Genomic DNA, 17,282 nt, shown 5'->3' on the forward strand with positions numbered 1-17,282 from the left:
ATCACCGCACCGGCGTGAAGTCCCGGGCCCCGATGAACTCCGGCCTGCGCACGGGTGCCGCGAACGGCTCCACGGCGGCGTTCTCCACGCTGTTGAACACGATGAAGACGTTGCTGCGCGGGAACGGGGTGATGTTGTCGCCCGAGCCGTGCATGCAGTTGCAGTCGAACCAGGTCGCCGAACCGGGCCTGCCCGTGAAGAGCTTGATGCCGTGCCGGCTCGCCAGCTCGGTGAGCGCCTCGTCCGAGGGCGTCCCGGCGTCCTGCATCTGGAGCGACTTCTTGTAGTTGTCCTTCGGCGTGGCCCCCGCGCACCCGAGGAACGTCCGGTGCGACCCCGGCATGATCATGAGGCCGCCGTTGGTGTCGTGGTTCTCGGTCAGCGCGATCGAGACGGACACCGTCCGCATGTTCGGCAGCCCGTCCTCGGCGTGCCAGGTCTCGAAGTCCGAGTGCCAGTAGAAGCCGCCCGCCCCGAAGCCCGGCTTGACGTTGATCCGCGACTGGTGCACGTACACGTCCGAGCCGAGGATCTGCCGGGCGCGGCCCACCACACGCTCGTCGCGCACGAGCCGGGCGAACACCTCGCTGATCCGGTGCACCTCGAAGACGGACCGGATCTCCCGCGATCCCGGCTCGACGATCGAACGCTCGTCGGCGCGGATCGCCGGATCGGCCACGAGCCGCTCCAGTTCCCGCCGGTAGACGGCGACCTCGTCGTCGCCGATGAGCTGCTCCACGGAGAGGAAGCCGTCGCGCTCGTAGGCGTGGAGGTCGGGGACCGAGATCGGGCCGGGTGCGTCCGGCGCGCCCCAGACGACCGGGTCCTGGCGCGGCGCGGCCCTCTCGGTGGCGGCGCGGCTGGGGTACGGATCGGTGAGTGTGGTCATCGGTGTGTCACACCTCCTCGGGTTCGGTGAGCAGGGGGTAGACGCCGTTCTCGTCGTGGTCCTCCCGTCCGGTGACGGGCGGGTTGAAGACGCAGACGCAGCGGAAGTCGGTCTTCGGGCGCAGGGTGTGGCGCTCGTGGCCGTTCAGCAGGTACATCGTCCCCGGGGCGATCCAGTGCTTCTCGCCGGTCTCGTGATCGGTGAGTTCGGCCTCGCCCTCGACGCACAGCACGGCCTCGATGTGGTTCGCGTACCACATCGACGTCTCCGTGCCCGCGTACAGGATCGTCTCGTGCAGCGAGAAGCCGACCTTCTCCCTGGCGAGGACGATGCGTTTGCTCTCCCACGTCCCGGTCGCCGCCTTCACGTGCCGGTCGGTGCCTTCGAGTTCCTTGAACGAACGGACTATCACGCTGGTGCGATGCCTCTCTCTCGTGCTTCTGGTGTCTCTCGTGGTGCCCGGCCGGTCTCCCGGAGGAGCCGGCTCAGACGGTCTCGCGGACGGCGCGTTCCAGGGTGCGCAGGCCCTCGTCGAGCTCGTCGGGGGTGATGGTGAGGGCGGGCAGCAGTTTCACGACCTCGCTCTCCGGTCCCGACGTCTCGATGAGCAGGCCGAGTTCGAAGGCGCGGCGGGCGACGCGCGAGGCGCGGGCCTTGTCCTTGAACTCCAGGCCCCAGACGAGCCCGCGGCCCCGGTACTCCTTGACGTCGGCGAGGTTCTCCTCGGTGACGGAGATCAGCGCCTGCTCGATCTGCTCGCCCCGGGCGCGGGTCTGCTTCTCCATCGCGGCCCCGTCGGCCCAGTAGGCCTCCAGCGCGGCGGCGGCCGTGACGAACGCCGGGTTGTTGCCGCGGAAGGTGCCGTTGTGCTCGCCCGGCTCCCACACGTCCAGTTCGGGCTTGAACAGGCACAGCGACATGGGCAGCCCGTACCCGCTGATGGACTTGGACACGGTCACGATGTCGGGCACGATCCCCGCCTCCTCGAAGGAGAAGAACGCGCCGGTCCGCCCGCAGCCCATCTGGATGTCGTCGACGATCAGCAGCATGTCCCGGCGCGCGCACAGATCGGCGAGGGCGCGCAGCCACTCGGGCCGCGCCACGTTGATCCCGCCCTCGCCCTGCACGGTCTCGACGATCACGGCGGCGGGCTGGTTGAGGCCCGAGCCCTGGTCCTCCAGGAGCCGTTCGAACCACAGGAAGTCCGGGACCTGCCCGTCGAAGTAGTTGTCGAACGGCATCGGGGTGCCGTGCACCAGCGGGACGCCGGCGCCCGCCCGCTTGAAGGCGTTGCCGGTCACCGCGAGCGAGCCGAGCGACATCCCGTGGAAGGCGTTGGTGAACGACACGATCGCCTCGCGCCCCTTCACCTTCCGCGCCAGCTTCAGCGCCGACTCGACGGCGTTGGTGCCGGTCGGGCCGGGGAACATCACCTTGTACGGCAGGTCGCGCGGCCGCAGCACGAGGTTCTGGAAGGTCTCCAGGAAGCCGCGCTTGGCAGCCGTCGACATGTCGAGCCCGTGGGTGACGCCGTCGCGCTCCAGGTAGTCGATCAGCGCCCGTTTGAGGACGGGGTTGTTGTGCCCGTAGTTCAGCGATCCGGCGCCGGCGAAGAAGTCGAGGTACTCGTGTCCGTCCTCGTCGTACATGCGGCTGCCCCGGGCCCGGTCGAAGACGGTGGGCCAGTTGCGGCAGTAGCTGCGCACCTCCGACTCCAGGGTCTCGAAGACGCTGAGGTCCGGCTGGGTGATCGTCAAGGTGATTCGCTCCTCGAAGCGGTGGGGGGAGGGGAGGACGTGGGGGAGGGGTTCAGGCGGCGAACGGGCCGATGCGGTACAGCACTTCGGGGTCGTGCGGTCCGTCGGGGAACTGGCCCGTCTCGAACAGCACCTCGCGCTCGACGGCCGCGCCGTGGCGCCGCGCGTACGACGTGAACAGGCGCTCGGAGGCGGTGTTGCCCGGCGTGATGGTGGTCTCGACGGAGGTCAGCCCGCGTTCGGAGGCCACCCGCGCGGTCAGCCCGTCGAGCAGCCGCGCGGCCAGGCCCCGGCCGCGATGGGACGCGTCGACGGCCACCTGCCACACGAGCAGGGTCCGGGGACGCTCGGGGCGCACGTACGCGGTGACGAAACCGACGGGCCGTCCCTCGGTGTCGCGCGCCACCGCCGAGGTGCCGGCGAAGTCACGGCACCACAGGAGGTAGCTGTACGACGAGTTCAGGTCGAGGGTCCGGGAGTCCTTGGCGATACGCCACAGGGCGGCCCCGTCGGCCACCTCGGGACGGTCGATCCGAAGGCCGTCCGGCATTTCCAGGAATTCCGCTGACAGGTCTGCTTGGGCGTCTGCTTGGGCGACGGTCATGCGGATTGAATTTACCGACGGAAAGCTCGAATTGCATCGTCGGACCGGGTTACGGATGGAGCGTCGATGTGTTATCACGCGCCCGTGAAAGAGTGACCGCGGACACGACCCTATGACCGGTTCTGCCCGGAAAATACCGCAGAAAAAGGGCGCGTTGTGGAGTGCGTCACAACGTTGAAAAGAGTGCGCGACCTGCGGGGATCGCGCCGTTCGGTGCACGCGAAATCTTTGCGTTTAGCCACAGGAAAAGCGGGCAGAAGAATGCAGGAAGCTGTACGGAATTAATTCCGTGCCATTTCGTGAATCGTGTGTGACGCGGAGTTCGGTGCGAAAGCGATGCGCGGGCTTTCCGCGGCCCGGCGGACATACGGCTCTGCGGACATACGGCTCTGCGGCCATGCGGGTGCCGGCGGAGGCGAAGAGTGCGCGCCCCGGCGGGCGCGGGTGCGCCCGCCGGGGAAGGCGTGTCAGCCCCAGGCCAGTGCCACGGCCCGGCGTGCCCCTTCGAGGTCCACCTCGAAGCCCGCCTCGGCCAGGGCCGCGCCGAGGCCCGCGAGGCTCGCGTGGACCGCGCCGCGGGTGGCGTCGGGGCCGTAGTGGTTCACCCGGATCATCGACTGCGCCAGGGCGCCGCCGCCCGCGGCGATCGGCAGCGCGGGATCGGCGGCCAGCGCCTTCGCGACCACCAGGGACGCGTCCACGTTCTCGGGCACCCGCAGCGTGGTGGCGACGGGCGCCGCGTCGGCGGCCGCGTCCACGTACGGCGCCAGTCCGCCGCCGAGGGCCAGCGCACCCGCCCGGGTGGCCGCCGCGGCCGAGGCGTGGCGGGCCATCACCGCGTCCAGGCCCTCGCCCTCGATCCGCTCCACGCAGGCCTCCAGGGCCAGCATCTCCAGCTGTGCGGGCGCGTGCAGCAGGGCCTTGCGGCCGCCGTCGATCCAGCGCTCCTTCCAGTCGAGGAGGGAGAGGTAGGAGCGGCGCGGCGCGCCCGGGTTCGCCGCCATCCGCGCCCACGCCCGCTCGCTCACCGACACCGCCGACACCCCGGCGGGACCGCCCATCGCCTTCTGTGCGCCGATCACGCACAGGTCGACGCCCCAGGCGTCCGGCAGCACCGGTTCGGCACCGATCGAGGCGACGGCGTCCAGGTAGAAGAGGGCGCCCTGCTCGCGCACGGCCTCGCCGATCTCCGCCACCGGGTTGGTGTTGCCCGTGGCGGCTTCGGCGTGCACGAGCGACACGAAGTCGATCGACGGGTGCTCGGCGAAGGCCTCACGGATCTGCGCGGCGGTCACCGCGGTGTGGAACGGCACCGCCAGATCGATCACGGTCGCCCCGCAGTCGCGCAGCCAGTTCCCGAACGTCTGGCCGTAGGGGCCGGTGACGACGTTCAGGGCGGTGGTGCCGGGACCGGCCGTGCCCCGGATGGCCCCTTCCAGGGGGAGCAGGGCCTCGCCCTGCGTGATCACGACGTCCTGAGCGGTGGAGAGCAGCCGGGCGACACGGTCCTCGATCGACGCGAAGTGTGCGGCGGTCAGTGGGGCGAGGTCCAGGAACGGGTGTGTCACGGCGGTGCTCTCTTCACTCTTGGGGTACAGGTGACGAGATTAACCGTCGTGCCCCCGTCCCCGCCCACTGGTGACTTCTTAGGTCAGGCGGCCCTGTGGCCATCGGTTTGATTTGAGAGCCTCAAACATCTCCTTATAATCGGAACCCACAGTTCCCTGACAGGAAGGCCCGCCGTGAACACCCTCTCCGGCCGCCGGACCCGAGTCCTGGCCGCGATCACCCTGACGGCCGGGCTGACGCTCGTGGCCGCCTGCACCTCCAGCGGGAGCGGCGGCAGCGGCTCCAAGACCGCGGCCGGCGGGGTCGAGCTCGTCAAGGCGGGCCAGCTCACCACCTGCACCCACCTGCCCTACCCGCCGTTCCAGTCGGAGATCGACGGCAAGGTCCAGGGCTTCGACGTGTCGCTGATCGACCTCGTCGCCAAGGACCTGGGCGTGAAGCAGGCCATCGTCGACACGCCCTTCGAGAACTTCAAGACGGGCGCGTTCCTGAACTCCGAGCAGTGCGACCTCGCCGCGGCCGGTATGACGATCACCCCCGAGCGCAAGAAGAACGTCGACTTCTCCGACCCGTACTTCGACGCCACCCAGGGCGTGCTGGTCGACAAGAAGAGCGGCATCACCTCGCTCGCCGACGTCAAGGCGAAGGGCAAGAAGCTCGGCGCCCAGGCCCAGACCACCGGCGAGGACTACGCCAAGAAGCAGGGCTTCGACCCGGTCTCCTTCGAGTCCTCCGACGCGGTCCTCAGCGGACTGCGCAGCGGCCAGGTCCAGGCCGTCATCATCGACTACCCGGTCGTCCAGGGCTGGCTCAAGGACAAGACCAACGCCGACGCGTTCAAGGTGGTGGACAACCTCAACACCGGTGAGCAGTACGGCTTCACGGTGAAGAAGGGCAACACCGAGCTCCTCGCCGCCATCAACAAGGCCGTCGCGGACGCCAAGGCCGACGGCACGTACAAGAAGCTCTACGAGAAGTGGATCGGCCCCTACGACGCGGCCGCGGCCTCCGCCTCCCCGTCCGCCTCATGAGCGGTGCCGACACGCCCCTCCAGCCCCGCAGGTCCGGCCTGAGCCGGCGCCAGAAGCGCCGGATCTCCCGCGCCGTGCAGTACGCCGTCTTCGTGGCCGTCGTGATCGTCCTCGCGGTCACGGCGGACTGGGGACGTCTGCAGAACCAGTTCTTCCAGTGGGACCTGGTCAAGCAGATGTTCCCGGAAGTCATCACGCTGGCGCTGAAGAACACGGTCATCTACACGATGTCCGGCTTCGCCGTCGGTCTCGTCCTCGGCATCGTCATCGCCCTGATGCGCCTGTCCTCGGTGGGCCCCTACCGTTGGTTCGCCGGGGTCTACATCGAGGTCTTCCGCGGACTGCCCGCCCTGATGATCTTCATCTTCGTGGGGGTCGCGGTACCGCTCGCGTTCCCGGGCACGGAGATCATCGGCGGAACGTACGGCAAGGTCGCCCTCGCGCTCGGCCTGGTGGGCGCCGCGTACATGGCCGAGACCTTCCGCGCGGGCATCCAGGCCGTCCCCAAGGGGCAGATGGAGGCGGCCCGTTCGCTGGGCTTCTCGCACGCCCGGGCCATGGTCTCGATCATCGTCCCGCAGGCGTTCCGGATCATCGTCCCGCCGCTCACCAACGAACTCGTGACCCTGTTCAAGGACTCCTCGCTGGTGCTGTTCCTCGGCGTCACCCTGGAGGAGCGCGAACTGTCCAAGTACGGCCGCGACCTGGCCAGTACGACCGCCAACTCCACGCCGATCCTGGTCGCGGGGCTCTGCTACCTGCTCGTCACGATCCCGCTCGGCTTCGTCGCGCGACGCCTTGAGGCGCAGCAGAAGGAGGCCGCCGAATGAGCACCCCCGAGATCCGGCTGAAGGACCTGCACAAGTCCTTCGGCGACAACGAGGTACTGCGCGGCATCGACCTGGAGATCGGCCAGGGCGAGGTCGTCTGCGTGATCGGCCCGTCCGGCTCGGGCAAGTCGACCCTGCTGCGCTGTGTGAACCTCCTGGAGGAGCCCACCAAGGGGCAGGTGTTCGTCGGCGGCACGGAGGTCACGGACCCCGACGTCGACATCGACGCCGTACGCCGCCGCATCGGCATGGTCTTCCAGCAGTTCAACCTCTTCCCCCATCTGTCGGTGACCGGGAACCTCACGCTGCCGCAGCGCCGGGTGCTCGGCCGGGGCAAGGAGGAGGCGGCCCGGACCGCGGCCGAGAACCTCTCCCGGGTGGGGCTCGCCGAGAAGGCCGACGCCTATCCGGCCTCGCTCTCCGGCGGCCAGCAGCAGCGCGTCGCGATCGCCCGCGCGCTCGCCATGGGGCCCGAGGTGATGCTCTTCGACGAGCCGACCTCGGCGCTCGACCCCGAACTCGTCGGCGAGGTGCTCTCCGTCATGCGGATGCTCGCCGACGAGGGCATGACGATGATGGTCGTCACCCACGAGATGTCCTTCGCGCGCGAGGTCGCCGACCGGGTCGTCTTCATGGACGGCGGCGTGATCGTCGAGGACGGCGCCCCGGCGCAGGTCATCGGCAACCCGGCCCACGAGCGCACCCGGCACTTCCTGTCCCGGCTGCTCCACCCGGCGATGACGGACGTCCCCGGGGAGACGCCGGACCGGGTGGCCGGGAACGGGACGGGCCGGGGCGAGAACGGCGAGCCGCCTCACTAAGGTGCCGTGCATGAGCGATCACCCGGTACTGCACGTGAAGGGACGGGTCCTCGTCGGGCCCGACGACGTCCGCGACGAACTGTGGGTCGTCGGCGGCCGGATCTCCTACGACCGTCCGGCCGGCGCCCAGGACGTCCGCACGGTCGAGGGCTGGGCGCTGCCCGGCCTGGTCGACGCGCACTGCCACGTCGGCCTCGACGCCCACGGCCCGGTCCCGGCAGATGTCTCCGAGAAGCAGGCGCTGACCGACCGCGACGCCGGCACCCTGCTTCTCCGGGACGCCGGCTCGCCCTCCGACACCCGCTGGATCGACGACCGCGACGACCTCCCGAAGATCATCCGCGCGGGCCGGCACATCGCCCGCACCCGCCGCTACATCCGCAACTACGCCCACGAGATCGAGCCCGAGGACCTCGTCGCGTACGTCGCCAGGGAGGCCCGGCGCGGCGACGGCTGGGTCAAGCTCGTGGGGGACTGGATCGACCGCGGCACCGGCGACCTGAGCGCCTGCTGGCCGCGCGACGCCGCCGAGGCCGCGATCGCCGAGGCGCACCGGCTCGGCGCCCGCGTCACCGCGCACTGCTTCGCCGAGGACTCGCTGCGGGACCTGGTCGAGGCGGGCATCGACTGCGTCGAGCATGCCACCGGCCTCACCGAGGACACCGTCCCGCTCTTCGCCGAACGCGGGGTCGCCATCGTCCCGACCCTCGTGAACATCGCCACCTTCCCGCGGCTCGCGGACGGCGGCGACGCCAAGTTCCCGCGCTGGTCGGCGCACATGCGACGGCTCCACGAGCGCCGCTACGACACCGTGCGGGCCGCGTACGACGCCGGGATCCCCGTCTACGTCGGCACCGACGCCGGCGGCTCCCTCGCGCACGGCCTGGTCGCGGCCGAGGTCGCCGAGCTCGTCACCGCCGGCATCCCGCCCGTCGAGGCGCTCTCCGCGACCGCCTGGGGAGCCCGGCGCTGGCTCGGACGCCCCGGTCTCGACGAGGGGGCGCCCGCGGACCTCGTGGTCTACGAAGGGGACCCGCGCGCCGACGTACGGGTCCTGGCGGATCCGCGCCGGGTGGTCCTGAACGGACGGATCGTCGGTTGACGGAGCGTGACGGCCGGGGTGGGGCGCTCGTTACCCACCACCGGTCGCTCCGGCGTGGCGGGGGTGCGACGGCCCGCGCGTCAACCGGCGCGTCCGGCCGGGTGCGTTGAGCGAGTGACGGCGGGGAACAACCGTGCCCAGGGATTCGAAGGCGTGCACGGGGAACCCACGAAGGAGTGAACTCACGTCAGGTACCTGACTGTTCACTCTCAGTGCGTAATTCTTTCGGGGTCCCAGGCTTTCTCCTATGGGGGTCCCACCCTTGAACAGCATCAACCACCGTATGCCCGCACGCCGTTTCGCCGTCGGTGCGGCCGCGGCCGTCCTCGCCGCGGGTCCCGCCGCGCTGGCCGGAGCGGGCTCCGCCCACGCGAGTGACGACCACGGGCACGCGAGCGCCGTCGTGCTCCGCACCGGGCTCGACGTGTCCCTCCTCAAGAAGACCGTGAACGTCCCGCTCGCGGTCTCCCTGAACGAGGTGGAGGCACCGCGGAGCGCCGAGAAGACCGCGCTCACCGCCCGGCTGGACGGCGTCGACGGCGGACGCCCGTTCAGCGTGCTGCGCGCGGACGTCGCCACCGCCCGGGCCACCGTCTCCGCCACGAAGGCCGAGGGCTCCACCCGTCTCGCGCACGCCGCCGTCCATGTCCCCGGACTGCCGCTGCTGTCGCTGATCGAGGTCGAGGACGTCACCTCGAAGGCGACCTGCGAGGCGGGCAGGAAGCCCGTCGCCACCGCGAACCTGCTGGGCTCCGTCACCGTGCTCGGCAAGAAGGTCACCCTGACGACGGGAGGCCCGACGCATGTGACGGTCCCCGGGGTCGGCGAGGTGCGGCTCGATCTGTCCCGGACCGAGACCACGTCCCGCACGGCCGCCGCCTCCGCGCTCGAACTCAACGTGTCCGTCGACCCGTTGAAGCTCGGCGTGGCCACCGTCGAGGGAACGGTGACGCTGGCGAAGGCCACCTGCGAGTCCCCGGCCGCGCCCGCCGCGCAGGAGTCCGCGCCCGCCGCGCAGGAGTCCGCCCCCGCCGCCCAGGAGTCCGGGGCGGCCGGCCCCTCCGAGAAGGCGGCCACCCCGGCGGCCGGGGCGAGCCCGCAGGGCGCTCCCGAGGGAGGAGGCCTCGCCGAGACCGGAGGCAGCTCCATGACGCCCTACCTGGCCGGTGGCGCGGTGGCCCTGCTCGCCGCGGGCGCCGGAGCGGTCGCCGTCTCCCGCCGCCGCAGGAGCTGACGCCCCTTCCCCCGGCCTGAACGGCCGTGGCCCATACGGGGGTTGGGGGCGGGCCGGACGGGCCGGGAGAGCCCTGCGGGCGGGACAGGGGGCCCCGGCCCCGGGGGCGCGTGTCCTCGCGGCGGCCGGGACCGGAACGCCCCCGCCCCGCCCGCGATTCCAGGGGCACCCGGGCAGGCCCCCGGCCGGACGCCTTCACGTCCGGGGGCCTTGGCGTCGTTACCGAACTTCCGGATGCCCGTCGGCCGCGGTGCCGTCGGCTCAGCCGGTTCCGGTGTCCGTGTCGGCCGTGGTGGCGTGGCCTCCGCCGGGCCAGATCTCCGTGGCGCCCGAGGTGTCCTCGTCCCGGGCGGGGTGGGGAGCGCCGTCCCCGGCGACCGTCATCGCCCGGTCCAGGGCCTGGAGGAACCGGTTGACGGTCGCCCGGTCCCGTACCGCCATGCGCAGCCACTCGTCCCCCAGCCCGGGGAACGTGTCCCCGCGCCGCACCGCGAACCCGAGATCGCGGAGCGCCCGCCGCACCCCCGCGGCCCGCGGCAGCCGGACCAGGACGAAGGAGCCCTCCGCGGGCTCCACCACCCGCAGCCCGTCCGTGCACGCGAACTCCCGCAGTCCCGCGACCAGATGATCCCGGTCCTTGGCGATCCGCCGCGCCGCGTGGGCCGCCTCCGCGAGGGCCTGCGAGGACACGCACGCCTCCGCCGCCGCGAGCGCGGGCGCCGACACCGGCCACAGCGGCTGGGCCCGGCCCAGCCGGCCGACCGTCCCGGGATCGGCGAGCACGTAGCCGATCCGCAGCCCCGCCAGGCCCCACGTCTTCGTGAGGCTGCGCAGCACGACGAGTCCGGGGACGTCGGTCCGCCCGGCGAGGCTCTGGCGTTCGCCCGGCACCGCGTCCATGAACGCCTCGTCGACCACGAGCACCCGCCCCGGCCGGGCCAGTCCGGCCAGGGTCCCGGCCGGGTGGAGGACCGACGTCGGATTGGTCGGATTGCCGATGACGACGAGATCGGCGTCCTCGGGGACGGCCGCCGGGTCCAGCCGGAACCCGTCCTCCTCGCGCAGCAGGACCCGGCCCACCGCGTGCCCGGCGTCCCGCAGCGCGGCCTCCGGCTCCGTGAACTGGGGATGCACGACGACCGGACGGCGTACGTCGAGGGCGCGCGCGAGCAGCACGAACGCCTCGGCCGCGCCGGCCGTGAGCAGCACCCGCTCCACCGGGAGCCCGTGCCGCGCCGCCACCGCCGCCCGGGCGGCCCGCCCGTCCGGGTAGGCCGCCAGCGACGGCAGCGAGGCGGCGATCCGGTCGAGGAGCCACGCGGGCGGGGTGTCCGCCCGGACGTTCACGGCCAGATCGGTCAGCTTGGAACCGTCGTCGCGCACCTCGGCGTCGCCGTGGTGCCGCAGATCGTGCCCGCCCTCGGCGGCCTCTTCAGTGGGCATGGGAATGCGAGTGTCCCCCGTGATGGTGGTGCCCGTGTCCGTCGTGGTGTCCGTGGCCTTCGTGGTGGCCGTCGTCGTCCGGGTGGAAGTGCGGCTGCTGGGGGAGCCCCACCTTGTCCTCGAACCCGGGCAGCGCGATCCGGTAGACGCAGGAGTCGCAGTTCATCCGCAGGTCGCCCGCGACGGCCTCCCGGTAGCGCTCCATGACCAGGTCGAGCAGCTCGGGCTCGGGACCGATGACCTCGGCGGAACGCACCTCGGCCTCCGGGTGCGCGGCGGCCCAGTCCCGTGTCTGCCGCAGCACCCGGTCCGGGAGGATGCCGGTGAACAGGAAGTAGGGCAGGACCACGATCCGGCGGGCCCCGAGCTTCACGCAGCGGTCGAGGCCCGAGGGCACGTCCGGTGCGGCCAGGGACACGAACGCGGTCTCGACGCCCGCGTACCCACGGCCCTCCCACAGCAGCCGCGCGGCCTTGTGCACCTCGGCGTTGGCGTCCGGGTCGGTGGACCCGCGGCCCACGAGCAGCACCGTGACCTCGGCCCGCTCCTCGGGGGTCGTGGCGCTGCCGCCGAGGGCCTCGTCCAGGCGCCGCTCCAGCACGGCGAGCAGCGAGGGATGCGGGCCCAGGGGACGCCCGTACGTGTACGAGATACCGGGGTGCCGTTCCTTCTCGCGGGCCAGCGCCGCCGGGATGTCCCCCTTGGCGTGCCCGGCGGACACCAGCATCAGCGGCACGGCGGCGAAACGCCGTACGCCCTGTCCGACGAGTTCACCGACCGCCTCGCCGAGCGGCGGCGGCGACAGCTCGATGAACCCGCCGGCGACGGGCAGTTCGGGATGGCGGCGGCCCAGCTCCCGTACGAAGGAACGGAAGGCCTCGGCTCCGGCCTCGTCCCGGGTGCCGTGTCCGGCGATGAGCAGGGCGGGGGGCGGGGTGGTCACGATGTCTCCTCGGCGGCGGGGTGGGCCGCGGTGGTCGTCGGGGCCAGATCGGCCCGAGCGGTCTTCTTGAGGGCCGATCCGGCCCGGACGGTCTTGTCGGGGGCCAGGCCGGCCCGGACGGTCTCGGTGGTCAGGCCGGCCTGAGCGGGCCTGACGAGGGCCGGTTCGGCCCGGACGGTCGTGTCGGGGGCGGGATTCCGCGCCGCCGTGGCGGCCCGCGGAACGCGCGGGCGGGCTCCGGCGGGCGTCCGCCCGGGGTGCCGCGCGGCCCGGGACCCGGGCCGCGCCTGGCTCACTGGGCTCACTCGGTCTCCTTCTGCCAGCGGTAGCCGCGCGGGGTCACCATGCGCCCGGCGATCTCGCGGGTCGCGGTGTTGCCCACGGTCACCACCGTCATCATGTCGACGATTCCCGGATCCAGGGACCCCAGCGTCGTCACCCGGCTCGATTCGTCCGGCCGGGAGGCGTTGCGCACGACCCCCACTGGCGTCCCCGGTTCCCGGTGCTCGGACAGGATCGCGAGCGCCTTGGGGAGCTGCCAGTCCCGGCCCCGGCTGCGCGGGTTGTAGAAGGTCACGACGATGTCCGCCTCGGCCGCCGCCCGCACCCGGCGCTCGATGACCTCCCACGGCGTGTGCAGGTCGGACAGGCTGATCGACACATGGTCGTGGCCGAGCGGCGCGCCGAGGATCGCCCCGGCCGCGAGCGCCGCGGTCACCCCCGGCACCCCGACGACGTCGATGTCGTCGGACGCCTCGGCCAGCGCGGGCGACGCCATCGCGTACACGCCCGCGTCGCCGCTGCCGATCAGCGCGACGGCCTGTCCGCGGCGCGCCTCGGCCACCGCCGTGCGCGCCCGCTCCTCCTCCGCGCCGAGACCCGACTCCAGGATCACGGTGCCGGGCCGCAGCAGGTCGCGGATCTGGTCGACGTACTGGTCGAGCCCCACGAGCACCGCGGCCCGCCGGAGTTCCGCCGTCGCCCGCGGGGTGAGCAGGTCGCGGGCCCCGGGCCCGAGGCCGACGACCGCGAGCCGTCCGCGCGCCGGGCGGCGGACGACCGCGCAGGTCGCCATCGCGGGCCGCCCGTCCGCCCGTACCGACTTCCGCTTGGGTACGAGGAGTTCGCCCCCGCCGATCAGGGCGGCGGCCTCCGCCACGGACGGGGTCCCCACGGCGGCGAGCGGCGCGCCGGAGGGGTTCGGGACCGTCACGGCCGCCAACTCCCCGGCGTCGTACGTGAGGAGCGGGACCCCGAGCCGGTCCGCGGCCCCGACGATGCCGGGTTCCTCGGACTTGGCGTCCACGGTGGCGAGTCCTGCCACCGAGCGCACGGAGAGCCCGGCCTCGCGCAGGGCGTCCTCGACGAGCCCGAGGACCTCCTCCACGGGCGCGCCCCGGGAGGCGCCGACCCCGACGACGAGGGACGGCGGACGCAGGACGACCTCGCGGGCGGTGGTCTCCCGCTCGCGGTCGCTCACCCGGACGACCGCGGCACCCGCAGCCGCCGGGCTTCCCACGTTCGGCGGCAGGGCGGGCAGCGGCCAGGCCGACTCCCGCTCCAGCACCACCGGTTCGCCGTCCAGCATGGCCCGCGAGACCCCGGCGACATCCCCTTCCACCGGAAGGCCGAGGGTGTCGAGACCGGGCACGCCGACCGCGTCCGTCGCCGTCGTCACCACCGGCTCGGCGCCGAGCAACTCCGCCACCTCGCGGGCGAGTTCGTTCGCCCCGCCCGCGTGGCCGCCGGCCAGCGACACGGCGAACCGCCCCGCCTCGTCGACGCACACCACCCCGGGGTCCGACGTCTTGTCGCCGAGCAGCGGAGCGATCAGCCGTACGACCGCGCCCGTGGCGAGGAAACACACCAGCTGGTCGCACTCCGCGAACGCCCGCCGCACGGCGTCCGCCACCGGCCCGTCGTACACCCGGGTCCGCGTGGGCCGGGCGGCGGCGAGCCGGTCACGGGCCGCCGCGCCCGCCGCCGTGGCGGAAATCAGGCCGATCACTGGGGGACTCCTTCGGTAGTGGCCGGGGGCCGGACGCCCCACAGCACGAACACGGGATTGGCCGCCGCGAGCCGGGAGACCTCACCCGGCAACGGGGCGAGCCGCGAGGACTGCAACAGGACGCCGTCGCAGACGAGTCCGGCGGCGGTGAGCGCGTCACGGGCGGCCGGCACCCGGTCGAGCGCGGCCATCGCGACCACGACGGACCGCCGGGCCCGGCGCGCGCACTCCGCGACGATCCCGGGCAGTTCGCGTCCGCCGCCGCCGATGAACACCGCGTCCGGGTCGTGGGGGCCGTCCAGGCCGGACAGCACGGCGGGCGCCGCCCCGTGCACGACCCGCACGTCCACGCCGTGCGCGGCCGCGTTGGCGCGGACGCGCTCGCAGCCGTCCGCCGTCTTCTCGACGGCGGTGACCGCGGCCCCGAACCGGGCGCACTCGACGGCGACGGAACCGGAGCCCGCGCCGATGTCCCACACCAGGTCGCCGAGCCGGGGCCCGATCCGGGACAGCGCCAGCGCCCGTACCTCGAACTTGCTGATCATCGAGTCGCGGTGGGCGAACTCGCCCTCGTCCAGGGCCCATCGGCCCGGACCGGCCACCGGCCCGGCGACGGTCCGCGGCGGAGCCAGGGCCCGCGAGGCGTCCAGGCACAGCACGACACTGACCGCGGGACCCCAGTCGCGGGCGGCGGCCTCGGCGGGCGTGACCCGCTCGATCCGTTCCCGCTCCGGGTCGCCGAGGGCGCTCGCCACCACCAGGACACGCTCGGCGCCCGCGTCGGCGAGGGCGGCGCCCAGCTCGGCGGGCCCGGACCCGGGAGCCGTCAGCACCGCCACCTTGGGCCGCGACCGGCAGACCAGGACGGCCGTCCGCGGATCGCGCCCGTGCGCGCTGACCACCACCGCGTCGTCCCAGGGGAGCCCGAGCCGGGAGAAGGCGGTCGCCACGGACGAGACACCGGCGCGTACGTCCAGACGCCCGGACCCGAACCGCTCCGCGAGCGCCCGTACGATCCCGAAGAACCCGGGGTCGCCCGAGGCGAGCACCACGACCGGGCCGCCGGGCGCCCCCTCGTCCGTGTACCGCTCGATCCTGTCCAGGGCCGGCGCCAGCGGCCCGAGCACCACCCGTTCCGCCCGCTCCGGCAGCGGGGCCGCCTCCAGGTGCCGCCGGGCTCCCACGGCCAGCCCGGCCCCGGCCAGCACGGCTTCGGCGTCCGGGGGCAGCGGCGCGCCCGTGCCCGTACCGACGACGGTGATCACGGCGGAGCGGCCCGCGGGAACGGAGGATCCTCCCGTGGCGACGGTGACGTCCACGCTCACGACGCCGGGTCCTGCGCACTGCCCGCACCGCCGGCAGCGCTCCGGCGCGCGGCGCGCAGCTCGGCGCGCGCCTGCGGGTCGGCCTTGCGGAAGCCGTGGAAGTGACCGGGGTGGTAGAGGTGCGAGCGGGTGCCGCTCGCGTCGAGCGCCGGGCCGACCAGGAAGAGCGTGTGCTTCCAGAGCTTGTGCTCCTTGACCGTCTCCTCCAGCGTGCCGATCGTGCACTTCACGATCAGTTCCTCCGGCCAGGTCGCCTGGTAGGCGACCACGACCGGCGTGGTCGTCGGGTAGCCGCCCTCCAGCAGCTCCCGCACCAGCTGCCCGCTGCGCGCGGCCGATAGGAACAGCGCCATCGTCGTGCCGTGCTTCGCGAACTCCCGTACGTCCTCGCCGGGCGGCATCGGCGTCTTGCCGCCGCCGAGCCGGGTCAGGATCACGGACTGGGCGACCTCGGGGATCGTGAGCTCGCGCTGCGCGATCGCGGCCACCGCGGAGAACGACGAGACACCCGGCACGATCTCGGTCGCGATGCCGAGCTCGGCGCACCGGTCGACCTGCTCCTGCGTACCGCCCCACAGGGCCGGGTCGCCGGAGTGGATCCGGGCCACCCGCAGGCCCTGGTCGCGGGCCCGCTCGTAGACGGCGACGACGTCCTCCAGCGACATCGTCGCCGAGTCGAGGATCTCGGCGCCCTCGCGCGCGTGGTCGAGGACCTCGGCCTGCACCAGGCTGGCCGCCCAGATCACGACGTCGGCCTCGGCGATGGCGCGCGCGGCGCGGAACGTCAGCAGGTCGGCGGCGCCGGGGCCGGCACCGACGAAGGTCACCTTGCCGGTGGGGGCATCGGCCATGGGAATCGGTCCTCTCCTACGAGAAATCGGGGGTGCTGCGAACGCTTCGGCGGGCCCGGGGCCGTCGCCTGAGGTGCGGACACGGGGGTGGATCGGATAGCAAGGGCCTATGGCGGTCCTCGTCGCGCTCGGCGCGTTCCTGATGACGCTGGTCGGCGGCTGGACCGCCCAGCGGGTGACCGACCGCCGCCATCTGGTGCTCGGCCTGGCCGGTGGCCTGATGCTCGGGGTGGTCGGCCTCGACCTGCTCCCGGAGGCGCTGGCCGCGGCGGGCAGGGAGGTGTTCGGCGTCCCGGCCGCGCTGCTCCTGTTCGTGGCCGGCTTCCTGCTGGCCCATCTGGTCGAACGGCTCCTCGCCCACCGCCAGGCCGCGCACGGCGGTGACGAGCACGCCGGACGCGCGCCCGAGGTGGGCCTGACGGCCGCGGCCGCCATGGTCGGCCACAGTGCGATGGACGGCGTGGCGATCGGCGCCGCGTTCCAGGTCGGCGGCGGGATGGGGCTGGCGGTGTCCCTCGCGGTGATCGCCCACGACTTCGCCGACGGCTTCAACACGTACACGATCACGAGCCTGTACGGGAACGCCCGCCGCAAGGCCCTGTTCATGCTGTACGCGGACGCGGCGGCCCCAATGATCGGGGCGGCGTCGACGCTGTTCTTCACCATCCCCGAGCCGCTGCTCGGTGGCTACCTCGGCCTCTTCGGCGGGGTGCTCCTGTACCTGGCCGCCGCCGAGATCCTCCCGGAGGCGCACCACGAGCACCCCGCCCGTTCGACCCTGCTGTGCACGGTCGCGGGCGTGGCGTTCATCTGGCTGGTGGTGGGCCTCGCGGGCTGAACCGGTGCCGTCCGCCGGGTGCGGCGCGGGCCCCGCG

17 protein-coding genes are annotated in these 17,282 nt (G+C 73.0%); 6 read left to right on the forward strand and 11 right to left on the reverse strand.

The window, feature by feature from the left end:
- Position 1: 1 nt before the first annotated feature.
- The 5 genes from thpD to ACFWI4_RS38390 all read right to left on the reverse strand — a co-directional run bounded on the left by thpD (position 2) and on the right by ACFWI4_RS38390 (position 4,818).
- Entirely contained in the window at positions 2-889 is an 888-nt protein-coding gene (gene thpD / locus ACFWI4_RS38370) for an ectoine hydroxylase (protein ID WP_387205970.1), read from the reverse strand.
- Positions 890-896: 7 nt separating this feature from the next.
- Positions 897-1,301 carry an ectoine synthase gene (locus ACFWI4_RS38375; RefSeq protein WP_385405514.1) on the reverse strand — a complete coding sequence of 135 codons (405 nt, stop codon included), beginning with the start codon at positions 1,299-1,301 and terminating at the stop codon, positions 897-899.
- A gap of 73 nt (positions 1,302-1,374) precedes the next feature.
- Complete coding sequence (ectB, locus tag ACFWI4_RS38380) at positions 1,375-2,646, reverse strand: diaminobutyrate--2-oxoglutarate transaminase (protein WP_387205973.1); 1,272 nt, start codon at positions 2,644-2,646, stop codon at positions 1,375-1,377.
- Between the two features lie 52 nt (positions 2,647-2,698).
- A complete protein-coding gene (gene ectA, locus ACFWI4_RS38385; protein WP_387205975.1) occupies positions 2,699-3,250 on the reverse strand; it encodes a diaminobutyrate acetyltransferase in 552 nt (183 codons plus the stop codon).
- Positions 3,251-3,717: 467 nt separating this feature from the next.
- Positions 3,718-4,818, reverse strand: a complete 1,101-nt coding sequence (locus ACFWI4_RS38390) for an aminotransferase class V-fold PLP-dependent enzyme (protein ID WP_387205977.1) — start codon at positions 4,816-4,818, stop codon at positions 3,718-3,720.
- Between the two features lie 174 nt (positions 4,819-4,992).
- On the opposite strand from ACFWI4_RS38390, the gene ACFWI4_RS38395 reads away from it, so the two are divergent.
- The 5 genes from ACFWI4_RS38395 (at position 4,993) to ACFWI4_RS38415 (ending at position 9,837) form a co-directional block, all read left to right on the forward strand.
- Positions 4,993-5,850 carry a transporter substrate-binding domain-containing protein gene (locus ACFWI4_RS38395; RefSeq protein ID WP_387205979.1) on the forward strand — a complete coding sequence of 286 codons (858 nt, stop codon included), beginning with the start codon at positions 4,993-4,995 and terminating at the stop codon, positions 5,848-5,850.
- Positions 5,847-6,680 (forward strand): amino acid ABC transporter permease, encoded by an 834-nt coding sequence (locus tag ACFWI4_RS38400; RefSeq protein WP_385405501.1) that lies wholly within the window; start codon positions 5,847-5,849, stop codon positions 6,678-6,680. The genes ACFWI4_RS38395 and ACFWI4_RS38400 overlap by 4 nt, the downstream gene beginning before the upstream one ends.
- A complete protein-coding gene (locus ACFWI4_RS38405) occupies positions 6,677-7,501 on the forward strand; it encodes an amino acid ABC transporter ATP-binding protein (RefSeq protein ID WP_387205982.1) in 825 nt (274 codons plus the stop codon). Before ACFWI4_RS38400 ends, ACFWI4_RS38405 begins: the two co-directional genes overlap by 4 nt.
- Before the next feature lie 10 nt (positions 7,502-7,511).
- Entirely contained in the window at positions 7,512-8,603 is a 1,092-nt protein-coding gene (locus ACFWI4_RS38410) for an amidohydrolase family protein (RefSeq protein ID WP_387205984.1), read from the forward strand.
- A gap of 262 nt (positions 8,604-8,865) precedes the next feature.
- Positions 8,866-9,837: an SCO1860 family LAETG-anchored protein gene (locus ACFWI4_RS38415; protein ID WP_387205986.1), complete on the forward strand. Its 972-nt coding sequence runs from the start codon at positions 8,866-8,868 to the stop codon at positions 9,835-9,837.
- A gap of 261 nt (positions 9,838-10,098) precedes the next feature.
- Here the strand turns inward: ACFWI4_RS38415 and cobC are convergent, their stop codons facing one another.
- Genes cobC through cobM form a run of 6 tightly spaced genes read right to left on the reverse strand, consistent with a single transcriptional unit; the run spans position 10,099 to position 16,407 of the window.
- Positions 10,099-11,280 (reverse strand): Rv2231c family pyridoxal phosphate-dependent protein CobC, encoded by a 1,182-nt coding sequence (gene cobC, locus ACFWI4_RS38420; RefSeq protein ID WP_387205988.1) that lies wholly within the window; start codon positions 11,278-11,280, stop codon positions 10,099-10,101.
- Positions 11,270-12,223: a sirohydrochlorin chelatase gene (locus ACFWI4_RS38425; protein WP_387205990.1), complete on the reverse strand. Its 954-nt coding sequence runs from the start codon at positions 12,221-12,223 to the stop codon at positions 11,270-11,272. Before ACFWI4_RS38425 ends, cobC begins: the two co-directional genes overlap by 11 nt.
- The gene (locus tag ACFWI4_RS38430; RefSeq protein WP_387205992.1) at positions 12,220-12,528 is read right to left on the reverse strand and encodes a hypothetical protein; all 309 of its coding nucleotides are present in this window, start codon (positions 12,526-12,528) and stop codon (positions 12,220-12,222) included. The genes ACFWI4_RS38425 and ACFWI4_RS38430 overlap by 4 nt, the downstream gene beginning before the upstream one ends.
- Complete coding sequence (gene cobJ / locus ACFWI4_RS38435) at positions 12,525-14,231, reverse strand: precorrin-3B C(17)-methyltransferase (RefSeq protein ID WP_387205994.1); 1,707 nt, start codon at positions 14,229-14,231, stop codon at positions 12,525-12,527. Before cobJ ends, ACFWI4_RS38430 begins: the two co-directional genes overlap by 4 nt.
- Complete coding sequence (gene cbiE, locus ACFWI4_RS38440; RefSeq protein WP_387206010.1) at positions 14,228-15,496, reverse strand: precorrin-6y C5,15-methyltransferase (decarboxylating) subunit CbiE; 1,269 nt, start codon at positions 15,494-15,496, stop codon at positions 14,228-14,230. Before cbiE ends, cobJ begins: the two co-directional genes overlap by 4 nt.
- A gap of 56 nt (positions 15,497-15,552) precedes the next feature.
- On the reverse strand, positions 15,553-16,407 hold the full coding sequence (cobM, locus tag ACFWI4_RS38445; RefSeq protein WP_387205996.1) for a precorrin-4 C(11)-methyltransferase: 855 nt from the start codon (positions 16,405-16,407) through the stop codon (positions 15,553-15,555).
- A 109-nt stretch (positions 16,408-16,516) separates the two neighbouring features.
- On the opposite strand from cobM, the gene ACFWI4_RS38450 reads away from it, so the two are divergent.
- A complete protein-coding gene (locus ACFWI4_RS38450) occupies positions 16,517-17,245 on the forward strand; it encodes a ZIP family metal transporter (RefSeq protein ID WP_385405482.1) in 729 nt (242 codons plus the stop codon).
- The last annotated feature ends 37 nt before the right edge of the window (positions 17,246-17,282 follow it).

The organism is Streptomyces sp. NPDC127038, from assembly GCF_042725875.1.
GTDB lineage: Bacteria > Actinomycetota > Actinomycetes > Streptomycetales > Streptomycetaceae > Streptomyces.

What these genes read in the sequence shown, in the direction of transcription:
- thpD (WP_387205970.1), bottom strand. Translation starts at nt 889, where the DNA reads ATGACCACACTCACCGATCCGTACCCCAGCCGCGCCGCCACCGAGAGG.
- ectA (WP_387205975.1), bottom strand. Translation starts at nt 3,250, where the DNA reads ATGACCGTCGCCCAAGCAGACGCCCAAGCAGACCTGTCAGCGGAATTC.
- ACFWI4_RS38400 (WP_385405501.1), top strand. Translation starts at nt 5,847, where the DNA reads ATGAGCGGTGCCGACACGCCCCTCCAGCCCCGCAGGTCCGGCCTGAGC.
- ACFWI4_RS38405 (WP_387205982.1), top strand. Translation starts at nt 6,677, where the DNA reads ATGAGCACCCCCGAGATCCGGCTGAAGGACCTGCACAAGTCCTTCGGC.
- ACFWI4_RS38410 (WP_387205984.1), top strand. Translation starts at nt 7,512, where the DNA reads ATGAGCGATCACCCGGTACTGCACGTGAAGGGACGGGTCCTCGTCGGG.
- cobC (WP_387205988.1), bottom strand. Translation starts at nt 11,280, where the DNA reads ATGCCCACTGAAGAGGCCGCCGAGGGCGGGCACGATCTGCGGCACCAC.
- cobM (WP_387205996.1), bottom strand. Translation starts at nt 16,407, where the DNA reads ATGGCCGATGCCCCCACCGGCAAGGTGACCTTCGTCGGTGCCGGCCCC.
- ACFWI4_RS38450 (WP_385405482.1), top strand. Translation starts at nt 16,517, where the DNA reads ATGGCGGTCCTCGTCGCGCTCGGCGCGTTCCTGATGACGCTGGTCGGC.